The sequence below is a fragment of the Luteimonas sp. WGS1318 genome (assembly GCF_043187535.1).
GTDB lineage: Bacteria > Pseudomonadota > Gammaproteobacteria > Xanthomonadales > Xanthomonadaceae > Luteimonas.
In genome coordinates, this window is the sequence record NZ_CP171131.1 from 491,063 (window position 1) to 507,990 (window position 16,928).

Here is a 16,928-nt window from a genome sequence, read left to right on the forward strand (position 1 = left end):
GGCCGGCACGACGCGGCCGCTACCCTGTTCCACCCGCCGCAGGAACCCGCATGTCCGAGATCAGGCTCGAACCCTCGTGGAAAGCGCGCGTCGGCGACTGGCTGCTGCGCGACGACATGCGCGCGCTGTCGGCGTTCCTGCGCGAGCGCAAGGCCGCGGGCGCGCGGATCTTTCCGCCGGGCCCGGAGATCTTCGCCGCGTTCGACGCCACGCCGTTCGATGCGGTGAAGGTGGTCATCCTCGGTCAGGATCCCTATCACGGTGCCGGTCAGGCGCATGGCCTGTGCTTCTCGGTGCGGCCCGACGTGCGCGTGCCGCCGTCGCTGGACAACATGTACAAGGAGCTGCAGCGCGACGTCGGTTTCGCGCGTCCCGACCACGGCTGGCTGATGCCCTGGGCGCAGCGCGGCGTGCTGCTGCTCAATGCGGTGCTGACGGTGGAGGAGGGCAAGGCCGGCGCGCACCAGGGCAAGGGCTGGGAGGGCTTCACCGACCACGTCGTCGACGTGCTCAACCGCGAGCGCGAGGATCTGGTGTTCCTGCTCTGGGGCAGTTACGCCCAGGCCAAGGGCAAGGTCATCGACACCCGCCGGCACTGCGTGCTGCGCACCACGCATCCGTCGCCATTGTCGGCGCACCGCGGCTTTCTCGGCAGCAGTCATTTCTCCAAGGCCAATGCATTCCTGCGCAAGCGCGGCATCGCCCAGGTCGACTGGTCGCTGCCGCCGCGCGCGGCCCTGCCGGCATGATCCGCGCCGTCGAGGCCACACGCTATGTCACCCCGCTGCGCGAGGGTGGTTCGCTGCCGGCGGTGGTGGAGGCCGACGACGACGGCATGTACGTGATGAAGTTCCGCGGCGCGGGACAAGGCGCGAAGGCCCTGGTCGCCGAGCTCGTCGCGGGCGAATTCGCGCGCCTGCTCGGCCTGCCGATCCCGGAGATCGTGTTCATCGATCTCGACCCGGCGATGGCCGCGACCGAACCCGACTCCGAGATCCAGCACCTGATCCGGGCCAGCGCCGGTTGCAACCTCGCACTCGACTACCTGCCCGGTGCGATCAACTTCGATCCCGCGGTCGACGCGCCGGACGCCGCACTGGCCTCGCGGATCGTCTGGTTCGACGCCTTCACCTGCAATGTCGACCGCACGCCGCGCAATACCAACCTGCTGGTGTGGCACCGCCGGCTGACGCTGATCGACCATGGCGCGGCGCTGTATTTCCATCACGACTGGGACAGCGCGGCGCGCATCGCGGTCTCGCCGTTCACGCGCATCGCCGACCATGTGCTGCTGCCGTTCGCCTCGGCGCTGGCGACGGCCGATGCCGAGCTGTCGGCACGCATCTGTGAGGACGACATCCGGCGTATCGTCGGCCTGGTGCCCGATGCCTGGCTGGGCGACGAACCGGGTTTCGCCGACCGCGCGGCGCACCGCGAGGCCTACGTCGCGTTCTTCTGCCAGCGGCTGGCGCAGCGCGCCGTGTTCGTCGAGGAGGCGCAACGTGCGCACGCCGGTCGTCTATGACTACGCGGTGATCCGGGTCGTGCCCCGGGTCGAACGCGAGGAATTCATCAATGCGGGTGTGCTGGTCTCGTGCCAGGCCACGCGCACGCTGGCCGCGGCGATGGCCCTGGACCCGGCGCGCCTGCGCGCGCTCGATCCGCATGCCGATGTCGAGACCGTGCAGCGCCATCTCGATGCGATCGTGCGCATCTGCCGCGGCGATGCCGACGGCGGACCGATCGCCGCACTGCCGGCACGCGCGCGCTTCCACTGGCTCACCGCACGACGCAGTTCGATCATCCAGGTCTCGCCGGTGCATACCGGGCGGACCGGCGATCCGGACGGCCTCTGCGATCGCCTGCTGGCGCGCATGGTGCTGCCGCCGACGCCGCCGGGCGACGCATAAAAAAACCCGGCAGCGTGCAGCTGCCGGGTCCGAACCGGGCGAGGGAGGGAGCGCCCGGTCATTCGATGTGCGGGGCGCGAGCCCCGCGGCGCACTCAGCGCTTCGCGGCCTTCGAGGCGCTCTTGGCGACCTTCTCGGCTTCGGCGCGGACGTCGGCGGTGGTCGCCTCGATCTGGGCCTTCGCGAGCTCGGCGATCGCTTCCTGGGTCTTCACCGTGTGGCCGAGGACTTCCTGGCCGGCACTGACGAGACGCTCGGCGTTCTCGCGCGCAACCTGCGCGCCCTTCGGCCACAGGGCCTTGAAGCCGTCGAGGTCACGCACGTCGATCGCTTCGTTGGCGAACGCGAACGTGGCGTTGGCGTTCTCGCTGAAGGTCGACAGGTGCAGGCCGACGATCTTTTCGACGTTCTGCAGCGCGATGTGGTTGATGTGGGATGCGGCATCGGCGAACTGGCGCGACGCGGCGGTGAACTGCTCGTTGAACTGGTAGGACATGGCGGTTACCTGCGTGGGCCGGCGGACTGCCGGGTTTGTGCGGTGCAGCATAACGCACTCATGTTGCAGTGCAACAAAATGCCGACGAGCGGTCGGCGCCTGTTCATAATTTCAGGACTTAGGCGTTTTAAATCAGTCGCTTAGCGGGCGTCGGACGGGCCGGTGTAGCGGCAGCCGGACGTGCAGGTTTCGCGGATCACGATTGCGCTCAGCCCGGGCAGCGTGGGGGCGAGCCGGTCCCAGATCCAGATGGCCAGCATCTCACTGGTGGGGTTCTCGAGCCCCGGGATGTCGTTGAGATAGTGATGGTCGAGTTGCGCGTACAGCGGGGCGAACGCGGTCTTGAGATCACCGAAGTCCATGATCCAGCCGCTCTCGGCGCCCGGCGTGCCCGAGACATGGACCTCCACCTGGAACGAGTGCCCGTGCAGCCGCGCGCACTTGTGGCCCGGCGGCACATTGGGCAGCCGGTGTGCGGCCTCGAGGGTGAATACCTTGAAGATGTCCATGGCTGCATTGTCGAGGGTGACCGCCGGCGCGGCAATCGTTCGTGTGCGCTGCGGTCCTGCTCCCCGGCGCCGGCGTCGTGATCGCCGGGCCGCTGCATCCGCGCGCACGACGCCCGCGTATGTCCCGGACATCCATTCCCGGGATCCGACATGGCCCCATCCGCCGCTGCTTCCGTTACTCGCGTCGCGCCGTCCGCCTGGGTGCTGGTCATCCTGCTGATGCTCGCCTCTGCGTCGACACCGGCGGCCGTGCGCGAGGAGGCGCGCGCCTTCGCACGCGACGACGGACGGCTGCTCTATCGCGAAACCCACTGGCGCGACCGGGTCGACGGCGTGCCGCGGCGCGTTGTGCTGTACCGCTGCCCCGATGGCCGTGCATTCGCCCGCAAGTCGGTGCTCACGCATGCGGCTGCCACCCAGCCCGACGTGCACTACGTGGATGCGCGCACCGCGTACAGCGAAGGGGTGCGCACGCACGACGGCCGGCGCGAGGTGTTCGTCGAGCGCGACGGCGCGCTGCGCACACGGCCGCTGCCGGAGGCGGAGATGCCGGCGGTCATCGACGCCGGATTCGACGCGGCGGTCCGCGCGCGCTGGGAGGCGTTCGATGCCGGCCCGCAGCGGCTCGCATTCCTGTTGCCGGAGCGCTTCGCGTTCGTGCCGGTGCGGGTCTCGCAGGTGGGCGAGGGCGACGGCATGCGCCATCTGCGCATGGCGGTCGATCGCTGGTTCGGTGCGGTGGTGCCGTCGATCGAGTTGCGCTACGGGCTCGACGATCGCCGCCTGCGCGAATTCGCCGGACCGGGCACCGTCCGCGATGCACGCGGACGCCCGCGCGACGTGCGCATCGTGTTCCCGGCCACGCCGCCCCTTGCCGTGTCGCCGGCGGAGATCGAGGCTGCGCTGTCGAACCCGCTGGACGGACGATGCACGGTCTGAAGCCCGCATCGCGTCGTGCCGCGCGGCCGTGCTTCCGCGCATCGCGCTTGCGGCGGCGGACGCGAGCGGTAACCATGCGTCGCATCGACTCCAGGATGCGCGCGCCAGGGATGACTCCTTCCGATTCTCCGTCCACCTCCGCCGCGTCCGGCCTGGACGCGCAGCTGTCGCGTGCGGCCGAGGGTGATCGCGACGCATTCGAAGCGGTCTACCGCGCCAGCGCGTCGCGCCTGTTCGGCATCTGTCTGCGGGTCCTGCGCGACCGCGAGGAAGCCGAGGACGCGCTGCAGGAGGTCTATGTGCGCGTGTGGCGCAAGGCCGGCCAGTTCGACGCGGCGCGCGCGGGCGCGGCCACGTGGCTGGCGACGATCGCGCGCAACACCGCGATCGACCGCCTGCGTGCGCGGCCGCAGGTGCAGCTCGCGCCGGTCGATCTCGTCGAGGCGATGCCCGACGATGCCGACACGCCGGTCGAGGCCAGTGCGCGCGCCGACGACCGTGCGCGACTGGACGCGTGTTTCGAGACGCTCGAACCGCGCCGTCGCCGTCTGATCCGCGCGGCCTTCTTCGACGGGTCCACGTACGAGGAGCTCGCGCGGCGCGCGGGCTCGCCGCTGGGCACCGTGAAGAGCTGGATCCGGCGTGGACTGTTGCAGCTGCGGGTGTGCCTGGAGCAATGAACGTGCGCGACGCGGACTTCGACATCGACGACGACGGCGGCCCCGAGCCGCCGCGTGCGGACCTGCTCGCCGGCGAATACGTGCTGGGCGTGCTCGACACCGCGCAGCGCGCCGAGGCCGAGGCGCGGCGCGACCGCGAGCCTGCGTTCGCCCGACTCGTGGCTGATTGGGAATGGCGCCTCGCGCCGTGGCTCGACGCCGTGCCGGACGCCGACGTGCCGGCCCACGTGTGGCCGAGAATCCGCCGCGAGCTCGGCTGGCCGGCGGTCGGCCCGGCCCGTAGCGGGCTCTGGCACAGCACGGGCTTCTGGCGCGCGACGGCGGCACTTGCGGCGGTGGTCGCGATCGTCGCGGTGCTGGCCGGCCGCGTGCCGGTCGACGACACGCGCACGCCGCCGGTCGCGGTGACGCCGCCTCCGGCACCGCCTGCGGTCGAGACCGCGCCGGCGCTGCCGGTGACGACGCTGGCGCACGAAGACGGCTCGCCTGCCTGGCTCGCCTCGATCGATGCCGCCCAGGGGCGCGTGCTGGTGGTGCCGGTGCCGGGCGAGGCCGATGCCCAGGGCCGCGTCGCGGAACTGTGGCTCATTCCCGAAGGCGGCAGTCCGGCGTCGCTCGGTCTGGTGTCGAACGACCGCTCGCTGTCGGTCGACGTGCCCAGTGGCCTGCGCGCTGCGCTGGTCGCCGGCGCGACGCTCGCGGTCTCGCTGGAACCGCCAGGCGGCGCACCGCACGGTGCACCGACCGGGCCGATCGTCGCCAGCGGAACACTGCGGATCTGAACCGCGCCGGTGCGCGATGCACCGGCGCGCATGACCCGGGGCGTGACGTTCTGCATCCGAATGCGGTGCTCGGCCGTATCTTGTGCAAGCCGTATCTGCAGGAACCCCCATGTCGAATCCGCACGCCAACGGCGCGCCGCCGCCACGTCCGCTTCGTGCCGCGCTGCGCCGCTGGTTCGACACCGACGCTGCGGCGGCCGACGGACACGACGGCGATCGCGTGGACTGGCTGCGCGCGGTGCCGTTCTTCGCGATGCACGTGGCGTGTCTGGCGGTGTTCTGGGTGGGCGTGTCGCCGGTGGCGGTGCTCGTGGCGGTCGCGCTGTACGCAGTGCGCATGTTCGCGATCACCGGCTTCTACCACCGCTATTTCTCGCACCGCACCTTCCGCACCTCGCGCGTGGTGCAGTTCGTGGCCGCGCTGGTCGGCGCCGCCAGCGTGCAGCGCGGGCCGTTGTGGTGGGCCGCGCACCACCGCAACCACCACCGGCACACCGAGACCGCACGCGATCCGCATTCGCCGCGCGTGCACGGCTTCTGGCGCAGCCACATGGGCTGGTTCCTCACGCGCGAGGGCTTCCGTACCGACTGGTCGCGCATCCCGGATCTGGCGAAATACCCCGAGCTGCGCTGGCTCGACCGCTACGACACCCTGGTGCCGGTGCTGCTGGCCGTCGGCCTTTACGGCCTCGGTGCTCTGCTCGAGCGCGTCGCGCCGGGGCTCGGCACGACGGGCGGGCAGATGCTGGTCTGGGGCTTCTTCATTTCGACCACGGTGCTGTTCCACGCCACGGTGACGATCAATTCGCTCGCCCACCGTTACGGCAGCCGTCGCTTCGAGACCGGTGACGACAGCCGCAACAACCTGTGGCTGGCGCTGCTGACCTTCGGCGAGGGCTGGCACAACAACCACCACTTCTTCCCCGGCACGGTGCGCCAGGGCTTCCGCTGGTGGGAGATTGATCTCACCTGGTACGGGCTGACGTTGATGTCCTGGTGCGGGCTGGTGCGCGATCTCAAGCCCGTGCCGGCCTGGGTGCATGCGAAGGCGCGCGCATGAGGCTCCGCATCGCCGTCGTCGGCTCGGGCATCGCCGGGCTCGCCAGCGCGTGGTGGCTGTCGCAGCGTCATGCGGTGACGCTGTTCGAATCCGAATCGCGGCTCGGCGGCCACACCCATACCCACGACATCCACCTGCAGGGCCGTGACTACGCGGTCGACACCGGCTTCATCGTCTTCAATCCGCGGCATTACCCGCTGCTGTCGGGCCTGTTCGCATCGCTCGGCGTGGACTCGTCGCCGACGACGATGAGCTTTTCGGTGCACAGCGAGGCGAGCGGGGTGGAATACAACGCGACCTCGCTCGACGGCCTGTTCTGCCAGCGGCGCAATCTCGTCTCGCCGCGGTTCCTCGGCATGCTGCGTGACCTGACGCGGTTCTACCGCGAAGCGCCGGCGCTGCTCGAAGGCCCGGGGCCGGGGCCGTCGCTCGGCGACTGGCTTGATGCCAATCGCTACGGCGCGGCCTTCCGCGACGAGCACCTGGTGCCGATGGCGTCGGCGCTGTGGTCGTCGCCGTCGCAGCGGATCCTCGATTTTCCCGCGCGCTACCTGGTCCAGTTCATGGCCAACCACCAGATGCTGCAGGTCGACGACCGCCCGCAGTGGCGCGTGGTGCAGGGCGGCTCGTCGCGCTACATCGACGCGCTGCGCGCGCGCTGGCGCGTCGAGGAGCGTGTCGGCTGCCCGGTGCATGCGGTGCGCCGGGACGTGGCGGGTGTGGAGATCGCCTCGGCGGCCGGCACCGAGCGCTTCGATCGCGTGGTGATGGCCTGCCACAGCGACCAGGCGCTGGCGCTGCTGGACGATGCCGATGCATCCGAGCGCGCGATCCTCGGCGCGATCCGCTACCAGCCCAACGACGTCGTGCTGCACACCGATGCGCGCCTGCTGCCGCGTCGGCGCAAGGCCTGGGCCGCATGGAATGCCCATGTGCCGGCGTCGCCGACCCAGGCCTGCACGGTGAGCTACTGCATGAACCTGCTGCAGGGCATCGACGCGCCGGAGCCGTTGATCGTCACCCTCAACCGCAGCGAGGCGATCGATCCGGAGCGGATCCTGCGGCGCATGCGCTACGCGCACCCGATCCACGACGCCGCGGCGGTGGCGGCGCAGCAGCGCGCCGACGAGATCCAGGGCGTGCGCAATACCTGGTATGCGGGCGCGTACTGGGGCTGGGGCTTCCACGAAGACGGCATCCGCAGCGCCGCACGCGTCGCGCAGGCCTTCGGCCTCGGTCCGAACGTGGACGCCGCGCAGACAGCGGCCCTGACACGCTCGGCGCCTGCATCTTCACCGGAGGCGTCGTGGGCGTCCGCATGAGCCACCATCGCGACGCCGGCGCCACCGCCAGCGCGGTCTACGAGGGCGTCGTGCGCCATCGCCGGCACGTGCCGCGCGCGCATGCGTTCCGTTACCGGATGGCCCAGCTCTGGCTCGACCTCGACGAGGTGGACCACGTCTTCGACCGCCGCTGGCTGTGGTCGAGCCGCCGCGCGAACCTGGCCCAGTTCCGTCGCGCCGATTACATGGGGCCGGCCACGCTGTCGCTGGCCGATGCGGTGCGGGGCCGTGTGCAGAGCGCCACCGGCCACACGCCCGACGGCCCGATCCGCCTGCTGACCCATCTGCGCTACTTCGGCTACGTGTTCAATCCGGTCAGTTTCTACTACTGCTATCGCGCCGACGGCACCACGCTCGACACCGTCGTCGCCGAGATCACCAACACGCCCTGGCGCGAGCGCCATGCCTACGTGCTGCCGGTCGAAACCGCCGAGCGCCGCGGGCGCGTGCTGCAGTGGGCCTTCGACAAGCGCTTCCACGTCTCGCCGTTCATGGCGATGGAGCGCGACTACCGCTGGCGGTTCACCGCGCCGGCGGACGACCTGCACGTGCACATGGACGTGTTGCGCGGCGGCGAGCGCGAGTTCGACGCCACCCTGACCCTGCGCCGGCGCCCGCTCGACGGTACCTCGCTGGCACGCGTGCTGTGGCGCTACCCGGCGATGACGGCGCAGGTCGTCGGGGCGATCCACTGGCAGGCCCTGAAACTCTGGCTCAAGCGCACGCCGGTCCACGACCATCCGCGCCTCGCGCGCGCGCCTCGCCCGGACATCCGCCCATGAACGACATCGTCGCCGGCACGGCGCCCTCCACCTACGGCGCGCTCGACCGCGTGCTCCGCAGCTGCCTGCTCGACACCTTCGCGCAGCTGCGCGGCGGCGGCCTGCGCGTCGAAGACGGGCTCGGCGTGCGCACGTTCGGCGATGCGTCGGCCGGCCGCCCGGTCACCGTGCGCGTCCACGCGCCGGCGTTCTACCGGATGGTCGCCGCCAGCGGCAGCGTCGGCGCGGGCGAGGCCTACATGGACGGGCACTGGCAGTGCGACGACCTGGTCGGCCTGGTGCGCCTGCTGGTGCGCAACCGCGATCTGCTCGACAGCATGGAGACCGGGCTCGCGCGCGCCGGCGGGCTCGCGCTGCGCGGCTGGAACGCGCTGCGCCGCAATACCCACGCCGGCAGCCGGCGCAACATCGCCGCGCACTACGACCTCGGCAACGATTTCTTCGCGTTGTTCCTGTCGCCCGACCTGATGTATTCGTCGGCGCTGTTCGAGCGCGACGACGACACGCTGGAGACCGCCTCGGCGCGCAAGCTCGACCGCATCTGCCGCACGCTCGCTCTCGTGCCGGGCGATCGGGTCATCGAGATCGGCACCGGTTGGGGCGGCTTCGCGCTGCACGCCGCGCGCCATTACGGCTGCCACGTCACCACGACCACGATTTCGCGCGAACAGCACGCCCTGGCCAGCCGGCGCGTCGCCGAGGCCGGGCTGCAGGACCGGGTGACGCTGCTGCTGCAGGACTATCGCGACCTCGAGGGCACCTACGACAAGCTGGTGTCGATCGAGATGATCGAAGCCATCGGCGCGCAGTATCTGGAGACCTACTTCGGCAAGCTCGGCACGCTGCTCGAACCCGATGGCGCCGCACTGCTGCAGGCGATCACGATCGAGGACCACCGCTACGCACAGGCGCGCGACTCGGTCGATTTCATCAAGCGCTTCATCTTCCCGGGCAGCTTCATCCCTTCGGTCTCGGCGATGGTGCAGGCCAAGACTGCGGCCAGCGATCTGCAACTGCTGCAGCTCGAGGACTTCGGCCCGTCGTACGCGCGCACCCTGCAGGCGTGGCGCGAGCGCTTCATGGCGCGGTTGGCCGACGTGCGCGCCCAGGGCTTCGATGCACGCTTCGCACGCATGTGGGAGTTCTACCTGGCGTACTGCGAGGGTGGCTTCCGCGAACGCTCGATCGGCGTGGCCCATCTGCTCCTCGGCAAGCCGGGCCACGTACGCGCGCAAGGCGGTGCGGCATGAGTACGCCGTGGCTGACCCTGCTGGTGGTCTGGATCGCCGCGTCGATCGCGATGACGCTGGCCTGGCGCTGGCAGCGCGCGCGTGACAACGCGGGCATCGTCGACGTGGTCTGGGCAGCGGGCGTTGGCGTGGCGGCGGCGCTGGCCGCGGCACTCGGCGAGGGCGCGCTGCTGCCGCGCGCGTTGCTCGCGGTGCTCGGCGTGCTGTGGGGCGCGCGACTGGCCGCGCACCTGTGGAAGCGGGTCCGCCGCGAAGACGAGGACGGCCGTTACGCCTATCTGCGCGCGCACTGGCAGGGCGACCAACGCAAGTTCTTCCTGTTCTTCCAGGCCCAGGCGCTGCTGATCGCGTTGTTCTCGCTGCCGTTCCTCGCCGTGGCGGCCAATCCCTCCGACGCGCCGTGGCTGCTGGGCGCGATCGCGGTGTGGCTGGTCAGTGTCGGCGGCGAGGCGGTGGCCGACCGCCAACTGGCCGATTTCCGTGCCGATCCGCGCAATCGCGGCAAGACCTGCCGTGACGGCCTGTGGCGGTATTCGCGTCATCCGAACTACTTCTTCGAATGGCTGCACTGGCTGACCTACGTGGTGCTGGCGGCCGGTTCGCCGCTGTGGTGGCTGTCGCTGGCCGGTCCGCTGGTGATGTACCTGTTCCTGCGCTACGTGAGCGGTATTCCGTACACCGAGCAGCAGGCGCTGCGCACGCGCGGCGACGACTACCGCGACTACCAGCGCACCACACCGATGCTGTTCCCGTGGTTTCCCAAGGATTCGAAAGGACCCCCCGCATGACGACGACGGCCCGTGCCGAACTGGCGCACGACGCGCCCGCCCCCGGTGTACTCGGCCTGGCCGAGCGCGGCCTGGTGCCCGACGCCCTGCTGCGCCAGGGCATCCGCCGGATGTGCGCGCAGCGGCTTGCCGAGGAGCGCGAAGGCGGGCTTGAAGCGCAGTCGCGCCGCTACGGCGAGCTGATCGAATCGCTGCGCACCAGCCCGGTCGCGATCCACACCGACGCGGCCAACGCGCAGCACTACGAGTTGCCGCCGGCGTTCTTCCGGCTGTGCCTGGGCCGGCGCTTCAAGTACAGCAGCTGCTATTACGCCACGGGCGACGAGACGCTCGACCAGGCCGAGGACGCGATGCTCGCGCTGTACGGCGAACGCGCGGCGCTCGCCGACGGCCAGGAGATCCTGGAGCTCGGTTGCGGCTGGGGCTCGCTGACGCTGTGGATGGCCGAGCGCTATCCCAATGCGCGGATCACCGCGGTCTCGAACTCCGCGCCGCAGCGCGAGCACATCGAGGCCCAGTGCCGCGAGCGCGGGCTGCGCAACGTCTGGGTGATCACTCGTGACGTCAACCAGCTCGAACTCGATGGCGAACGGTTCGACCGCGTGGTCTCGATCGAGATGTTCGAACACATGCGCAATTACCAGATCCTGATGCAGCGCATCCGCAGCTGGCTCAAGCCGGGCGGGCAGCTGTTCGTGCACATCTTCGCCCATCGCACGCTGATGTATCCCTACGAGACCGAGGGCGAGGACAACTGGATGGGCCGGCACTTCTTCACCGGCGGCCTGATGCCGGCCGCCGACACGCTGCTGAATTTCCAGCAGGGCCTGTCGCTGCAGCAGCGCTGGCTGCTCGACGGCACGCACTACCAGCGCACGTCCGACCACTGGCTGGCCAACCAGGACCGCAACCGCGACGCGGTGATGGCGGTGCTCGAGCAGGCCTACGGCGCCGACGGCGCGAAGCTGTGGTTCCAGCGCTGGCGCATGTTCTGGATGTCGTGCGCGGAATTGTTCGGCTACGACCACGGGCGCGAGTGGCTGGTCGCGCATTACCGCTTCGCCCGCGACGCCTGACGGCGCCGCATCCACTACAGGAGCGTTTCCATGACCACCCCGAACCGGCGCCGCGCCGCCGGCCTGATCCTCGCGGGCATTGCCGCCGGCATGCTCGCGGCCTGCGGAGGCGCCAACGTGAAAGACCCGATTCCCCCCGTGCCCCATGTCGATGTTCCGCGCTTCATGGGCGACTGGTACGTCATCGCGCAGATCCCGACGCGGCTCGAGCGCGAGGCCTTCGATTCGGTCGAGACCTACACGCTGCGCGAGGACGGCAAGGTCGACACCACGTTCCGCTACCGCGACGGCGGCTTCGACGAGAAGATCAAGACGCTGCACCCGACCGGCACCGTGCGCGAGGGCACCGGCAATGCGATCTGGGGCATGCAGTTCGTCTGGCCGATCAAGGCCGAGTACGTGATCGTCTATCTCGACGACGACTACCAGCAGACGATCGTCGGCCGCAGCAAGCGCGACTACGTGTGGCTGATGGCGCGCACGCCGGCGATCTCGGACGACGACTACGCCGCGCACATCGAGCGCATCCGTGATCTCGGCTACGACGTGTCGAAGATCCGGCGGGTGCCGCAGTCGGCCGCCGATCCGGCGCGGCTCCGGGACGCGTCGCGCGTCGAGTAGTCCCCGCCGTCTGCACGCCGGGCACGCGGCGCGCATGCCTAGAATGCTGGCATGCAGCGTCGCACCCGTTTCCGCTGGGCCTGGTGGCTATTGGCCTATGCCAGCCTCGGGCTGGGGCTCGTCGGCGTCTTCGTGCCGGGCCTGCCGACGACGGTCTTCGTCCTGATCGCCGCCTGGGCCGCGGCGCGCGGCTCCGACCGGCTGCACCGCTGGCTGCTCACGCATCCGCGTTTCGGCCCGTCGATCCGTGACTGGCAGGCGCATGGCGCGGTCAGCCGCCGCGCCAAATGGCTCGCCACCGTCACGATGACGGTCTGTGCGGCCGTCCTGCTCGCGCTGATGCTGTGGATCCCGGCGCATCGCGGATGGATGACGGCGTTGCCGATCGCCTGCATGGTCGCGGTCGCCGCGTGGTTGTGGCTGCGGCCGGAGCCACCGGCGCCTTGAGAGTCGCCCCGTCGTCCCCGCCTGGCGCGCATCTGTAACGCCCGGATCCCGCCGTGTAGGAGCGCGCTCGCGCGCGAACGGGCGTTACCCGCACAGCCCATCGCGCGCGAGCGCGCTCTTACAGGAGGGCGGTGCGGGCTTCCGGGGGCTCGGATTCAAACCGTAGACGCGGGTGCAGCCGCCATCGAGGACGCACCGACCCGCCATACCCGTGTAGGAGCGTGCTCGCGCGCGAACGGGTGTTACCGGCTCGGCCCATCGCGCGCGAGCGCGCTCCTACAGGAGGGCGGTGCGGGCTTCGGGGGCTCGCATTCAAACCATAGGCGCGGGTGCACTCGCCATTGAGGACGCGCCGATTCGCAGTGCCCGTGTAAGAGCGCGCTCGCGCGCGAACGGGCGTTACCGGGACCGCCCATCGAGCGCGAGCGCGCTCCTACAGGAGGGCGGTGCGGGCTTCGGGGGCTCGCATTCAAACCATAGGCGCGGGTGCACTCGCCATTGAGGACGCACCGATTCGCAGTGCCCGTGTAGGAGCGCGCTTGCGCGCGAACGGGCGTTGCCGGGCACAGCCCATTGCGCGCGAGCGCGCTCCTACAGGGGGCGGTCGTCTTCGCGGTTGGACGCGCGGGGTGCACGCCTGCAGGGCAATGCGCTTCGCGGCGCATCGCACGATCCGCGCCGACCGGGGCTCAGGGCGCGCCGGTCTCGGCCTTGTACCGCTCGAGATAGTCGCGATAGCGCGTGTCGTTGAGGTTGCCCGACAGGCGGTAGGGCGGGGTGTAGGCGAACTGGAAGTCGTAACGTCCGTCGCGTTCGACCACCAGCGTGCTGGTGCTCCACCACTGGCCCTTCTGCGCGTGCATGATCCGGCCGATCGACGCGAAGCCGGCCTTGGCCTCGGGCGACAGCCGGAACGCGACCTTCTCCAGCGGGCCGTCCGGCACCCGCGCGATCGCGAACGACAGGCTGCTCGTGCGCGGCGCGCCGTCGTCGCCAGGCAGCGTTTCGAAATCCACCACCAGGCGCAGCCAGTCGCGTTCGCCCCACTCGCCGTCGTTCACGTCGCGGACGCTCGCGGCCACCGCACGCACGGTGTCCGCATAGGCGGCATTGAGATCATCCATTCGGCGGTCGCATCACTTGTTGGGGAAGGTCTGGTCGATCCAGTCGCCGCCATCCACGCGGTATTCCGCAACGAACGCGTCGGGCCGGGAACTGGTATTGCCCGGATTGTATTGGGGCGATACCCGCATATCCACGTCGTGCCCGGCCTCGGCGAGGCGCGCGAGCTGGTTCTCGAAGCGTTTGTAGTCGCCGTTGTTGAGGTTGGGCAGGCCGTCGCCGATCGGCTTGCCGTTGCCGGGCACCACGTTCAGGCGATTGGTCGGCCCGGCCAGCCGGTCGGCGATGACGTGGAAGCCGACGTCGGTCGCGCGGCCTTCGTTGCCGATCTCGCGCTGCAGGCCGGCGTCGTTGCGGCCCACCGGTTCCAGGTCCACACGGCCCTCGGCACGGATCACCCGGGCCTGATCGTCGGTGGTCCAGCGGTAATTGCCGAATTCGTAGACGGTGTCCGGGCGCGCGGCGTTCGCGGCGACATTGAAATCATCCATCGACTCGAACGCCAGCAGCGGACGGCCGCCCACCGTGCGCCCGGTGTCGGCGCCGGCGAGGATGTCGCCGAGTACATCGTCGGCGCTGCGCGCGGCGGAGCTGCGGCCGGCATCGCCGAGATCGTCCGCGCGCTCGGCCACACGCACGGCATCGGCGGCCGTCTCGGCGGCATCGGCCACCTTGGCGCCATTCGCCGCCTTGTCGATGCCCTTGGTGCCGACGACGGTGAGCACCAGTTCGGTCGCGCCGCGGCCGATGGCCTCGCCGTAGTGGCCGGCCTGCCAGTCGGCCTGGATCGGATCGACCACCGCGTCCACCAGCAGTCCGGGATTGCGCGCGAGGGTGGACACGACCTCGGCGGCGGCCTCCATGCGCTCGCCGCCGCGTGCGGCCGACGGCAGCCAGTCCGGTGCGTCGAGCACGTCGCCGGTCGCCCGTTCGTACAGGCCGGTCACGCCATCGACGGCGAGCCCCGCAGGGCTCAGGTCGTAGCCGGCCTTCAGCGCGTTGCCGCCGAGGGTGACCACGCCTTCGCCGGTGTCCCACAGGACCTCGCCAGCGCCCTTGAACACGCCGCCGACCTGGGACGCGGCGTTGCCCAGCCCATCGAGAATGCCCATCGTCCGTCCTGCCACGGAATAGGCGACCAGTGTCGGCAGCCGCGCCGACGGCCACAATCTGGGGCCGACCCTGGGTGCCGCGCAGCCCGCACGCCGTTCCACGGGCCCGCCGGAGATGTCCCGCGCGACGGTGCCGGGCTACACTCCGCGCCATGCACATCCGTCTTCCGCTGATCCTCGCCGCCGCGCTGTCGCTGTCCGCCTGCGGCAACAAGGCCGACCTCCTGCAGCCGTCCCAGGTGCCGCCCGAGGACCGGGGCCGCTACATCTTCAAGGGCTCGATCCCCACCCGGGAGCAGCTGGACGCGCAGGACGAGGCCGACTGGGACGACGCCGACGAAGACGATGGCGCCGACGACGCGCCCGAGCCGGTGCCCGCGACGCCGGTCCCGCTGATCCGCGACGTGCCGGCCGCCACCGGAACGCCCTGAGCGGACGGACGCAGGGCGTCCCGTCTCCGACTGCAGTCCGATGTCACCTTCACGACCGCCAATGCGCTTCACCAAGATGCACGGAGCCGGCAACGACTTCGTCGTGCTGGACCTGCGCCACGGCGCACCGGCCCCGGATGCCGCCCTGTGCCGCGCACTGGCCGACCGCCACACCGGGGTCGGCTGCGACCAGATCCTGACGATCGAACCGCCGCAGTCCGCCGGCGCGGTGGCCCGCTACGGCATCTGGAACGCCGACGGCTCGGCCTCGCAGCAATGCGGAAACGGCGCGCGCTGCGTCGCCGCCTGGCTGGTGCGCGACGGCGTCAAGGACGCGGTCTTCGCGCTCGACAGCCCGGCCGGTCGCCATGAGGTGACCCGCGACGGCGACGCGTTCCGGATCGAGATGGGCGTGCCCGAATTCGCGCCGGCGCGCATTCCGATGGGGGGCGTCGACGCGGCACAGCCGCTGTACACGCTGGCCGTCGACGGCATCGGCCCGCTCGCCTTCGGCGCGGCGTCGATGGGCAATCCCCATGCGGTGGTCGAGGTCGACGACATCGACGCCGCCGATGTCGACCGCATCGGCCGCGCGCTGCAGGCGTCGCCGTGGTTTCCCGAATCGGTCAATGTCGGCTTCGCCCAGGTCGTCGCCGACGACCGCGTCCGCCTGCGCGTGTTCGAGCGCGGCGTCGGCGAGACGCTCGCCTGCGGCAGCGGCGCCTGCGCGGCGGTCGCGGTGCTGGTGCGCCGCGGTCTCACCGCGCGTTCGGTCGCCGTGGCGCTGCCGGGCGGCACGCTGCGCATCGACTGGCCGTCCGACACCGCCACACTGGCGATGACCGGGCCGGCCGCATTTGTTTTCGAGGGGGAATTGTCGATATGAGGACGCGCGCATGAGCGAGACGACCGAGAAGCTCGGTGCCCACGAGGTCGCGGCGTGGCTGCGACGCCAGCCGAAGTTCCTGCAGCAGTTTCCGGATCTGGCGCTGACCCTGGTGGTGCCGCGCGAGGACGGCCCGGCGGCGTCGCTCGCGAGTTACCAGCTGGAAGTGCTGCGCGACAAGAACCGCGAACTGTCCAAGCGCCTGCGCGATCTGTATGCGATCTCGCAGGAAAACGAACGTCTCGCGGTGCGCACGCACCAGCTCACGCTGGCGTTGATGCGCCAGTCCGACCCGGCGTCCACCGTGCGCGCGCTCGCCGCGACGCTCGCCGAGGATTTCAACGGCGATCTCGTGCGCGTCGTGCTGTTCGCGCCGGTTCCGGGGCTGGTGGAGGACTGGGTGCAGGTCGTCGCGCGCGACGACCGGGCGCTGCAGCCCTTCGTCGACTGCCTCAAGGACGAGGAACCGCTGTGCGGGCGCCTGCATCCGGACAAGCAGTCGCTGCTGTACGGGCCGCGCGTGGACGAGGTGCAATCCAGCGCGTTGCTGCCGCTGGCCGGCGTCGGCCTGATCGCCGTGGGCAGCCGTGACGCCAACCGCTTCTATCCCGGCATGGGCACGCTGTTCCTGCGCATGATGGGCGAGGCCTTCGCGGCCGCGATGCGCCGGTTCGACACCGCCGCCTGAGTCCAC

21 protein-coding genes are annotated in these 16,928 nt (G+C 70.6%); 17 read left to right on the plus strand and 4 right to left on the minus strand.

The window, feature by feature from the left end; genetic code table 11:
- The first annotated feature begins 50 nt into the window (after positions 1-50).
- From ung to ACF3M1_RS02075, 3 genes are read left to right on the plus strand one after another with little or no spacing between them, the layout of a single operon-like run.
- Positions 51-749, plus strand: a complete 699-nt coding sequence (gene ung / locus ACF3M1_RS02065) for a uracil-DNA glycosylase (protein ID WP_394003462.1) — start codon at positions 51-53, stop codon at positions 747-749.
- Positions 749-1,525, plus strand: a complete 777-nt coding sequence (locus tag ACF3M1_RS02070) for a HipA family kinase (RefSeq protein WP_394005150.1) — start codon at positions 749-751, stop codon at positions 1,523-1,525. Before ung ends, ACF3M1_RS02070 begins: the two co-directional genes overlap by 1 nt.
- The gene (locus ACF3M1_RS02075; RefSeq protein ID WP_394003464.1) at positions 1,503-1,910 is read left to right on the plus strand and encodes a DUF3037 domain-containing protein; all 408 of its coding nucleotides are present in this window, start codon (positions 1,503-1,505) and stop codon (positions 1,908-1,910) included. Before ACF3M1_RS02070 ends, ACF3M1_RS02075 begins: the two co-directional genes overlap by 23 nt.
- Positions 1,911-2,004: 94 nt before the next feature.
- Here ACF3M1_RS02075 and ACF3M1_RS02080 read toward each other — a convergent pair whose 3' ends face one another.
- Together ACF3M1_RS02080 and queD are read right to left on the minus strand one after the other, a co-directional pair.
- Entirely contained in the window at positions 2,005-2,406 is a 402-nt protein-coding gene (locus ACF3M1_RS02080; protein ID WP_394003466.1) for a phasin family protein, read from the minus strand.
- 140 nt (positions 2,407-2,546) lie between these two features.
- Positions 2,547-2,915, minus strand: a complete 369-nt coding sequence (gene queD / locus ACF3M1_RS02085; protein WP_394003467.1) for a 6-carboxytetrahydropterin synthase QueD — start codon at positions 2,913-2,915, stop codon at positions 2,547-2,549.
- 150 nt (positions 2,916-3,065) lie between these two features.
- Here queD and ACF3M1_RS02090 point away from each other — a divergent pair, with 150 nt between their 5' ends.
- From ACF3M1_RS02090 to ACF3M1_RS02140, 11 genes are all read left to right on the plus strand, one after another.
- A complete protein-coding gene (locus ACF3M1_RS02090) occupies positions 3,066-3,854 on the plus strand; it encodes a hypothetical protein (RefSeq protein WP_394003469.1) in 789 nt (262 codons plus the stop codon).
- Between the two features lie 110 nt (positions 3,855-3,964).
- On the plus strand, positions 3,965-4,534 hold the full coding sequence (locus ACF3M1_RS02095; protein WP_394003471.1) for a sigma-70 family RNA polymerase sigma factor: 570 nt from the start codon (positions 3,965-3,967) through the stop codon (positions 4,532-4,534).
- On the plus strand, positions 4,531-5,316 hold the full coding sequence (locus tag ACF3M1_RS02100; RefSeq protein WP_394003473.1) for an anti-sigma factor domain-containing protein: 786 nt from the start codon (positions 4,531-4,533) through the stop codon (positions 5,314-5,316). Before ACF3M1_RS02095 ends, ACF3M1_RS02100 begins: the two co-directional genes overlap by 4 nt.
- Positions 5,317-5,425: 109 nt before the next feature.
- Positions 5,426-6,376 carry an acyl-CoA desaturase gene (locus ACF3M1_RS02105; protein ID WP_394003474.1) on the plus strand — a complete coding sequence of 317 codons (951 nt, stop codon included), beginning with the start codon at positions 5,426-5,428 and terminating at the stop codon, positions 6,374-6,376.
- Positions 6,373-7,698, plus strand: coding sequence for an NAD(P)/FAD-dependent oxidoreductase (locus ACF3M1_RS02110; RefSeq protein ID WP_394003476.1), 1,326 nt, complete (start codon positions 6,373-6,375; stop codon positions 7,696-7,698). Before ACF3M1_RS02105 ends, ACF3M1_RS02110 begins: the two co-directional genes overlap by 4 nt.
- Positions 7,695-8,501, plus strand: coding sequence for a DUF1365 domain-containing protein (locus ACF3M1_RS02115; RefSeq protein ID WP_394003478.1), 807 nt, complete (start codon positions 7,695-7,697; stop codon positions 8,499-8,501). Before ACF3M1_RS02110 ends, ACF3M1_RS02115 begins: the two co-directional genes overlap by 4 nt.
- A complete protein-coding gene (locus ACF3M1_RS02120; RefSeq protein ID WP_394003479.1) occupies positions 8,498-9,751 on the plus strand; it encodes a class I SAM-dependent methyltransferase in 1,254 nt (417 codons plus the stop codon). The genes ACF3M1_RS02115 and ACF3M1_RS02120 overlap by 4 nt, the downstream gene beginning before the upstream one ends.
- Positions 9,748-10,539, plus strand: coding sequence for a DUF1295 domain-containing protein (locus ACF3M1_RS02125; RefSeq protein ID WP_394003481.1), 792 nt, complete (start codon positions 9,748-9,750; stop codon positions 10,537-10,539). Before ACF3M1_RS02120 ends, ACF3M1_RS02125 begins: the two co-directional genes overlap by 4 nt.
- A complete protein-coding gene (locus ACF3M1_RS02130; RefSeq protein WP_394003483.1) occupies positions 10,536-11,615 on the plus strand; it encodes an SAM-dependent methyltransferase in 1,080 nt (359 codons plus the stop codon). The genes ACF3M1_RS02125 and ACF3M1_RS02130 overlap by 4 nt, the downstream gene beginning before the upstream one ends.
- A gap of 90 nt (positions 11,616-11,705) precedes the next feature.
- Positions 11,706-12,236 carry a lipocalin family protein gene (locus tag ACF3M1_RS02135; RefSeq protein ID WP_394005151.1) on the plus strand — a complete coding sequence of 177 codons (531 nt, stop codon included), beginning with the start codon at positions 11,706-11,708 and terminating at the stop codon, positions 12,234-12,236.
- 51 nt (positions 12,237-12,287) lie between these two features.
- Positions 12,288-12,683, plus strand: a complete 396-nt coding sequence (locus ACF3M1_RS02140; RefSeq protein ID WP_394003485.1) for a YbaN family protein — start codon at positions 12,288-12,290, stop codon at positions 12,681-12,683.
- Positions 12,684-13,372: 689 nt separating this feature from the next.
- On the opposite strand, the gene ACF3M1_RS02145 is transcribed toward ACF3M1_RS02140, so the two are convergent.
- Both ACF3M1_RS02145 and ACF3M1_RS02150 read right to left on the minus strand, forming a co-directional pair.
- A complete protein-coding gene (locus tag ACF3M1_RS02145) occupies positions 13,373-13,807 on the minus strand; it encodes a hypothetical protein (RefSeq protein WP_394003487.1) in 435 nt (144 codons plus the stop codon).
- 12 nt (positions 13,808-13,819) lie between these two features.
- Positions 13,820-14,917, minus strand: a complete 1,098-nt coding sequence (locus tag ACF3M1_RS02150) for a DNA/RNA non-specific endonuclease (protein ID WP_394003489.1) — start codon at positions 14,915-14,917, stop codon at positions 13,820-13,822.
- A 152-nt stretch (positions 14,918-15,069) separates the two neighbouring features.
- Between ACF3M1_RS02150 and ACF3M1_RS02155 the strand changes: the two genes are divergently transcribed.
- Genes ACF3M1_RS02155 through ACF3M1_RS02165 form a run of 3 tightly spaced genes read left to right on the plus strand, consistent with a single transcriptional unit; the run spans position 15,070 to position 16,922 of the window.
- Positions 15,070-15,348 (plus strand): hypothetical protein, encoded by a 279-nt coding sequence (locus tag ACF3M1_RS02155; protein ID WP_394003491.1) that lies wholly within the window; start codon positions 15,070-15,072, stop codon positions 15,346-15,348.
- A gap of 40 nt (positions 15,349-15,388) precedes the next feature.
- The gene (dapF, locus tag ACF3M1_RS02160) at positions 15,389-16,234 is read left to right on the plus strand and encodes a diaminopimelate epimerase (protein ID WP_394003493.1); all 846 of its coding nucleotides are present in this window, start codon (positions 15,389-15,391) and stop codon (positions 16,232-16,234) included.
- 10 nt (positions 16,235-16,244) lie between these two features.
- Positions 16,245-16,922: a DUF484 family protein gene (locus tag ACF3M1_RS02165; RefSeq protein ID WP_394003495.1), complete on the plus strand. Its 678-nt coding sequence runs from the start codon at positions 16,245-16,247 to the stop codon at positions 16,920-16,922.
- Positions 16,923-16,928: the final 6 nt, after the last annotated feature.

Coding starts and splice junctions, on each gene's coding strand:
- ung (WP_394003462.1), top strand. CDS start 51: ATGTCCGAGATCAGGCTCGAACCCTCGTGGAAAGCGCGCGTCGGCGAC.
- ACF3M1_RS02080 (WP_394003466.1), bottom strand. CDS start 2,406: ATGTCCTACCAGTTCAACGAGCAGTTCACCGCCGCGTCGCGCCAGTTC.
- queD (WP_394003467.1), bottom strand. CDS start 2,915: ATGGACATCTTCAAGGTATTCACCCTCGAGGCCGCACACCGGCTGCCC.
- ACF3M1_RS02090 (WP_394003469.1), top strand. CDS start 3,066: ATGGCCCCATCCGCCGCTGCTTCCGTTACTCGCGTCGCGCCGTCCGCC.
- ACF3M1_RS02095 (WP_394003471.1), top strand. CDS start 3,965: ATGACTCCTTCCGATTCTCCGTCCACCTCCGCCGCGTCCGGCCTGGAC.
- ACF3M1_RS02100 (WP_394003473.1), top strand. CDS start 4,531: ATGAACGTGCGCGACGCGGACTTCGACATCGACGACGACGGCGGCCCC.
- ACF3M1_RS02105 (WP_394003474.1), top strand. CDS start 5,426: ATGTCGAATCCGCACGCCAACGGCGCGCCGCCGCCACGTCCGCTTCGT.
- ACF3M1_RS02110 (WP_394003476.1), top strand. CDS start 6,373: ATGAGGCTCCGCATCGCCGTCGTCGGCTCGGGCATCGCCGGGCTCGCC.
- ACF3M1_RS02115 (WP_394003478.1), top strand. CDS start 7,695: ATGAGCCACCATCGCGACGCCGGCGCCACCGCCAGCGCGGTCTACGAG.
- ACF3M1_RS02120 (WP_394003479.1), top strand. CDS start 8,498: ATGAACGACATCGTCGCCGGCACGGCGCCCTCCACCTACGGCGCGCTC.
- ACF3M1_RS02125 (WP_394003481.1), top strand. CDS start 9,748: ATGAGTACGCCGTGGCTGACCCTGCTGGTGGTCTGGATCGCCGCGTCG.
- ACF3M1_RS02130 (WP_394003483.1), top strand. CDS start 10,536: ATGACGACGACGGCCCGTGCCGAACTGGCGCACGACGCGCCCGCCCCC.
- ACF3M1_RS02135 (WP_394005151.1), top strand. CDS start 11,706: ATGCTCGCGGCCTGCGGAGGCGCCAACGTGAAAGACCCGATTCCCCCC.
- ACF3M1_RS02140 (WP_394003485.1), top strand. CDS start 12,288: ATGCAGCGTCGCACCCGTTTCCGCTGGGCCTGGTGGCTATTGGCCTAT.
- ACF3M1_RS02145 (WP_394003487.1), bottom strand. CDS start 13,807: ATGGATGATCTCAATGCCGCCTATGCGGACACCGTGCGTGCGGTGGCC.
- ACF3M1_RS02150 (WP_394003489.1), bottom strand. CDS start 14,917: ATGGGCATTCTCGATGGGCTGGGCAACGCCGCGTCCCAGGTCGGCGGC.
- ACF3M1_RS02155 (WP_394003491.1), top strand. CDS start 15,070: ATGCACATCCGTCTTCCGCTGATCCTCGCCGCCGCGCTGTCGCTGTCC.
- dapF (WP_394003493.1), top strand. CDS start 15,389: ATGTCACCTTCACGACCGCCAATGCGCTTCACCAAGATGCACGGAGCC.
- ACF3M1_RS02165 (WP_394003495.1), top strand. CDS start 16,245: ATGAGCGAGACGACCGAGAAGCTCGGTGCCCACGAGGTCGCGGCGTGG.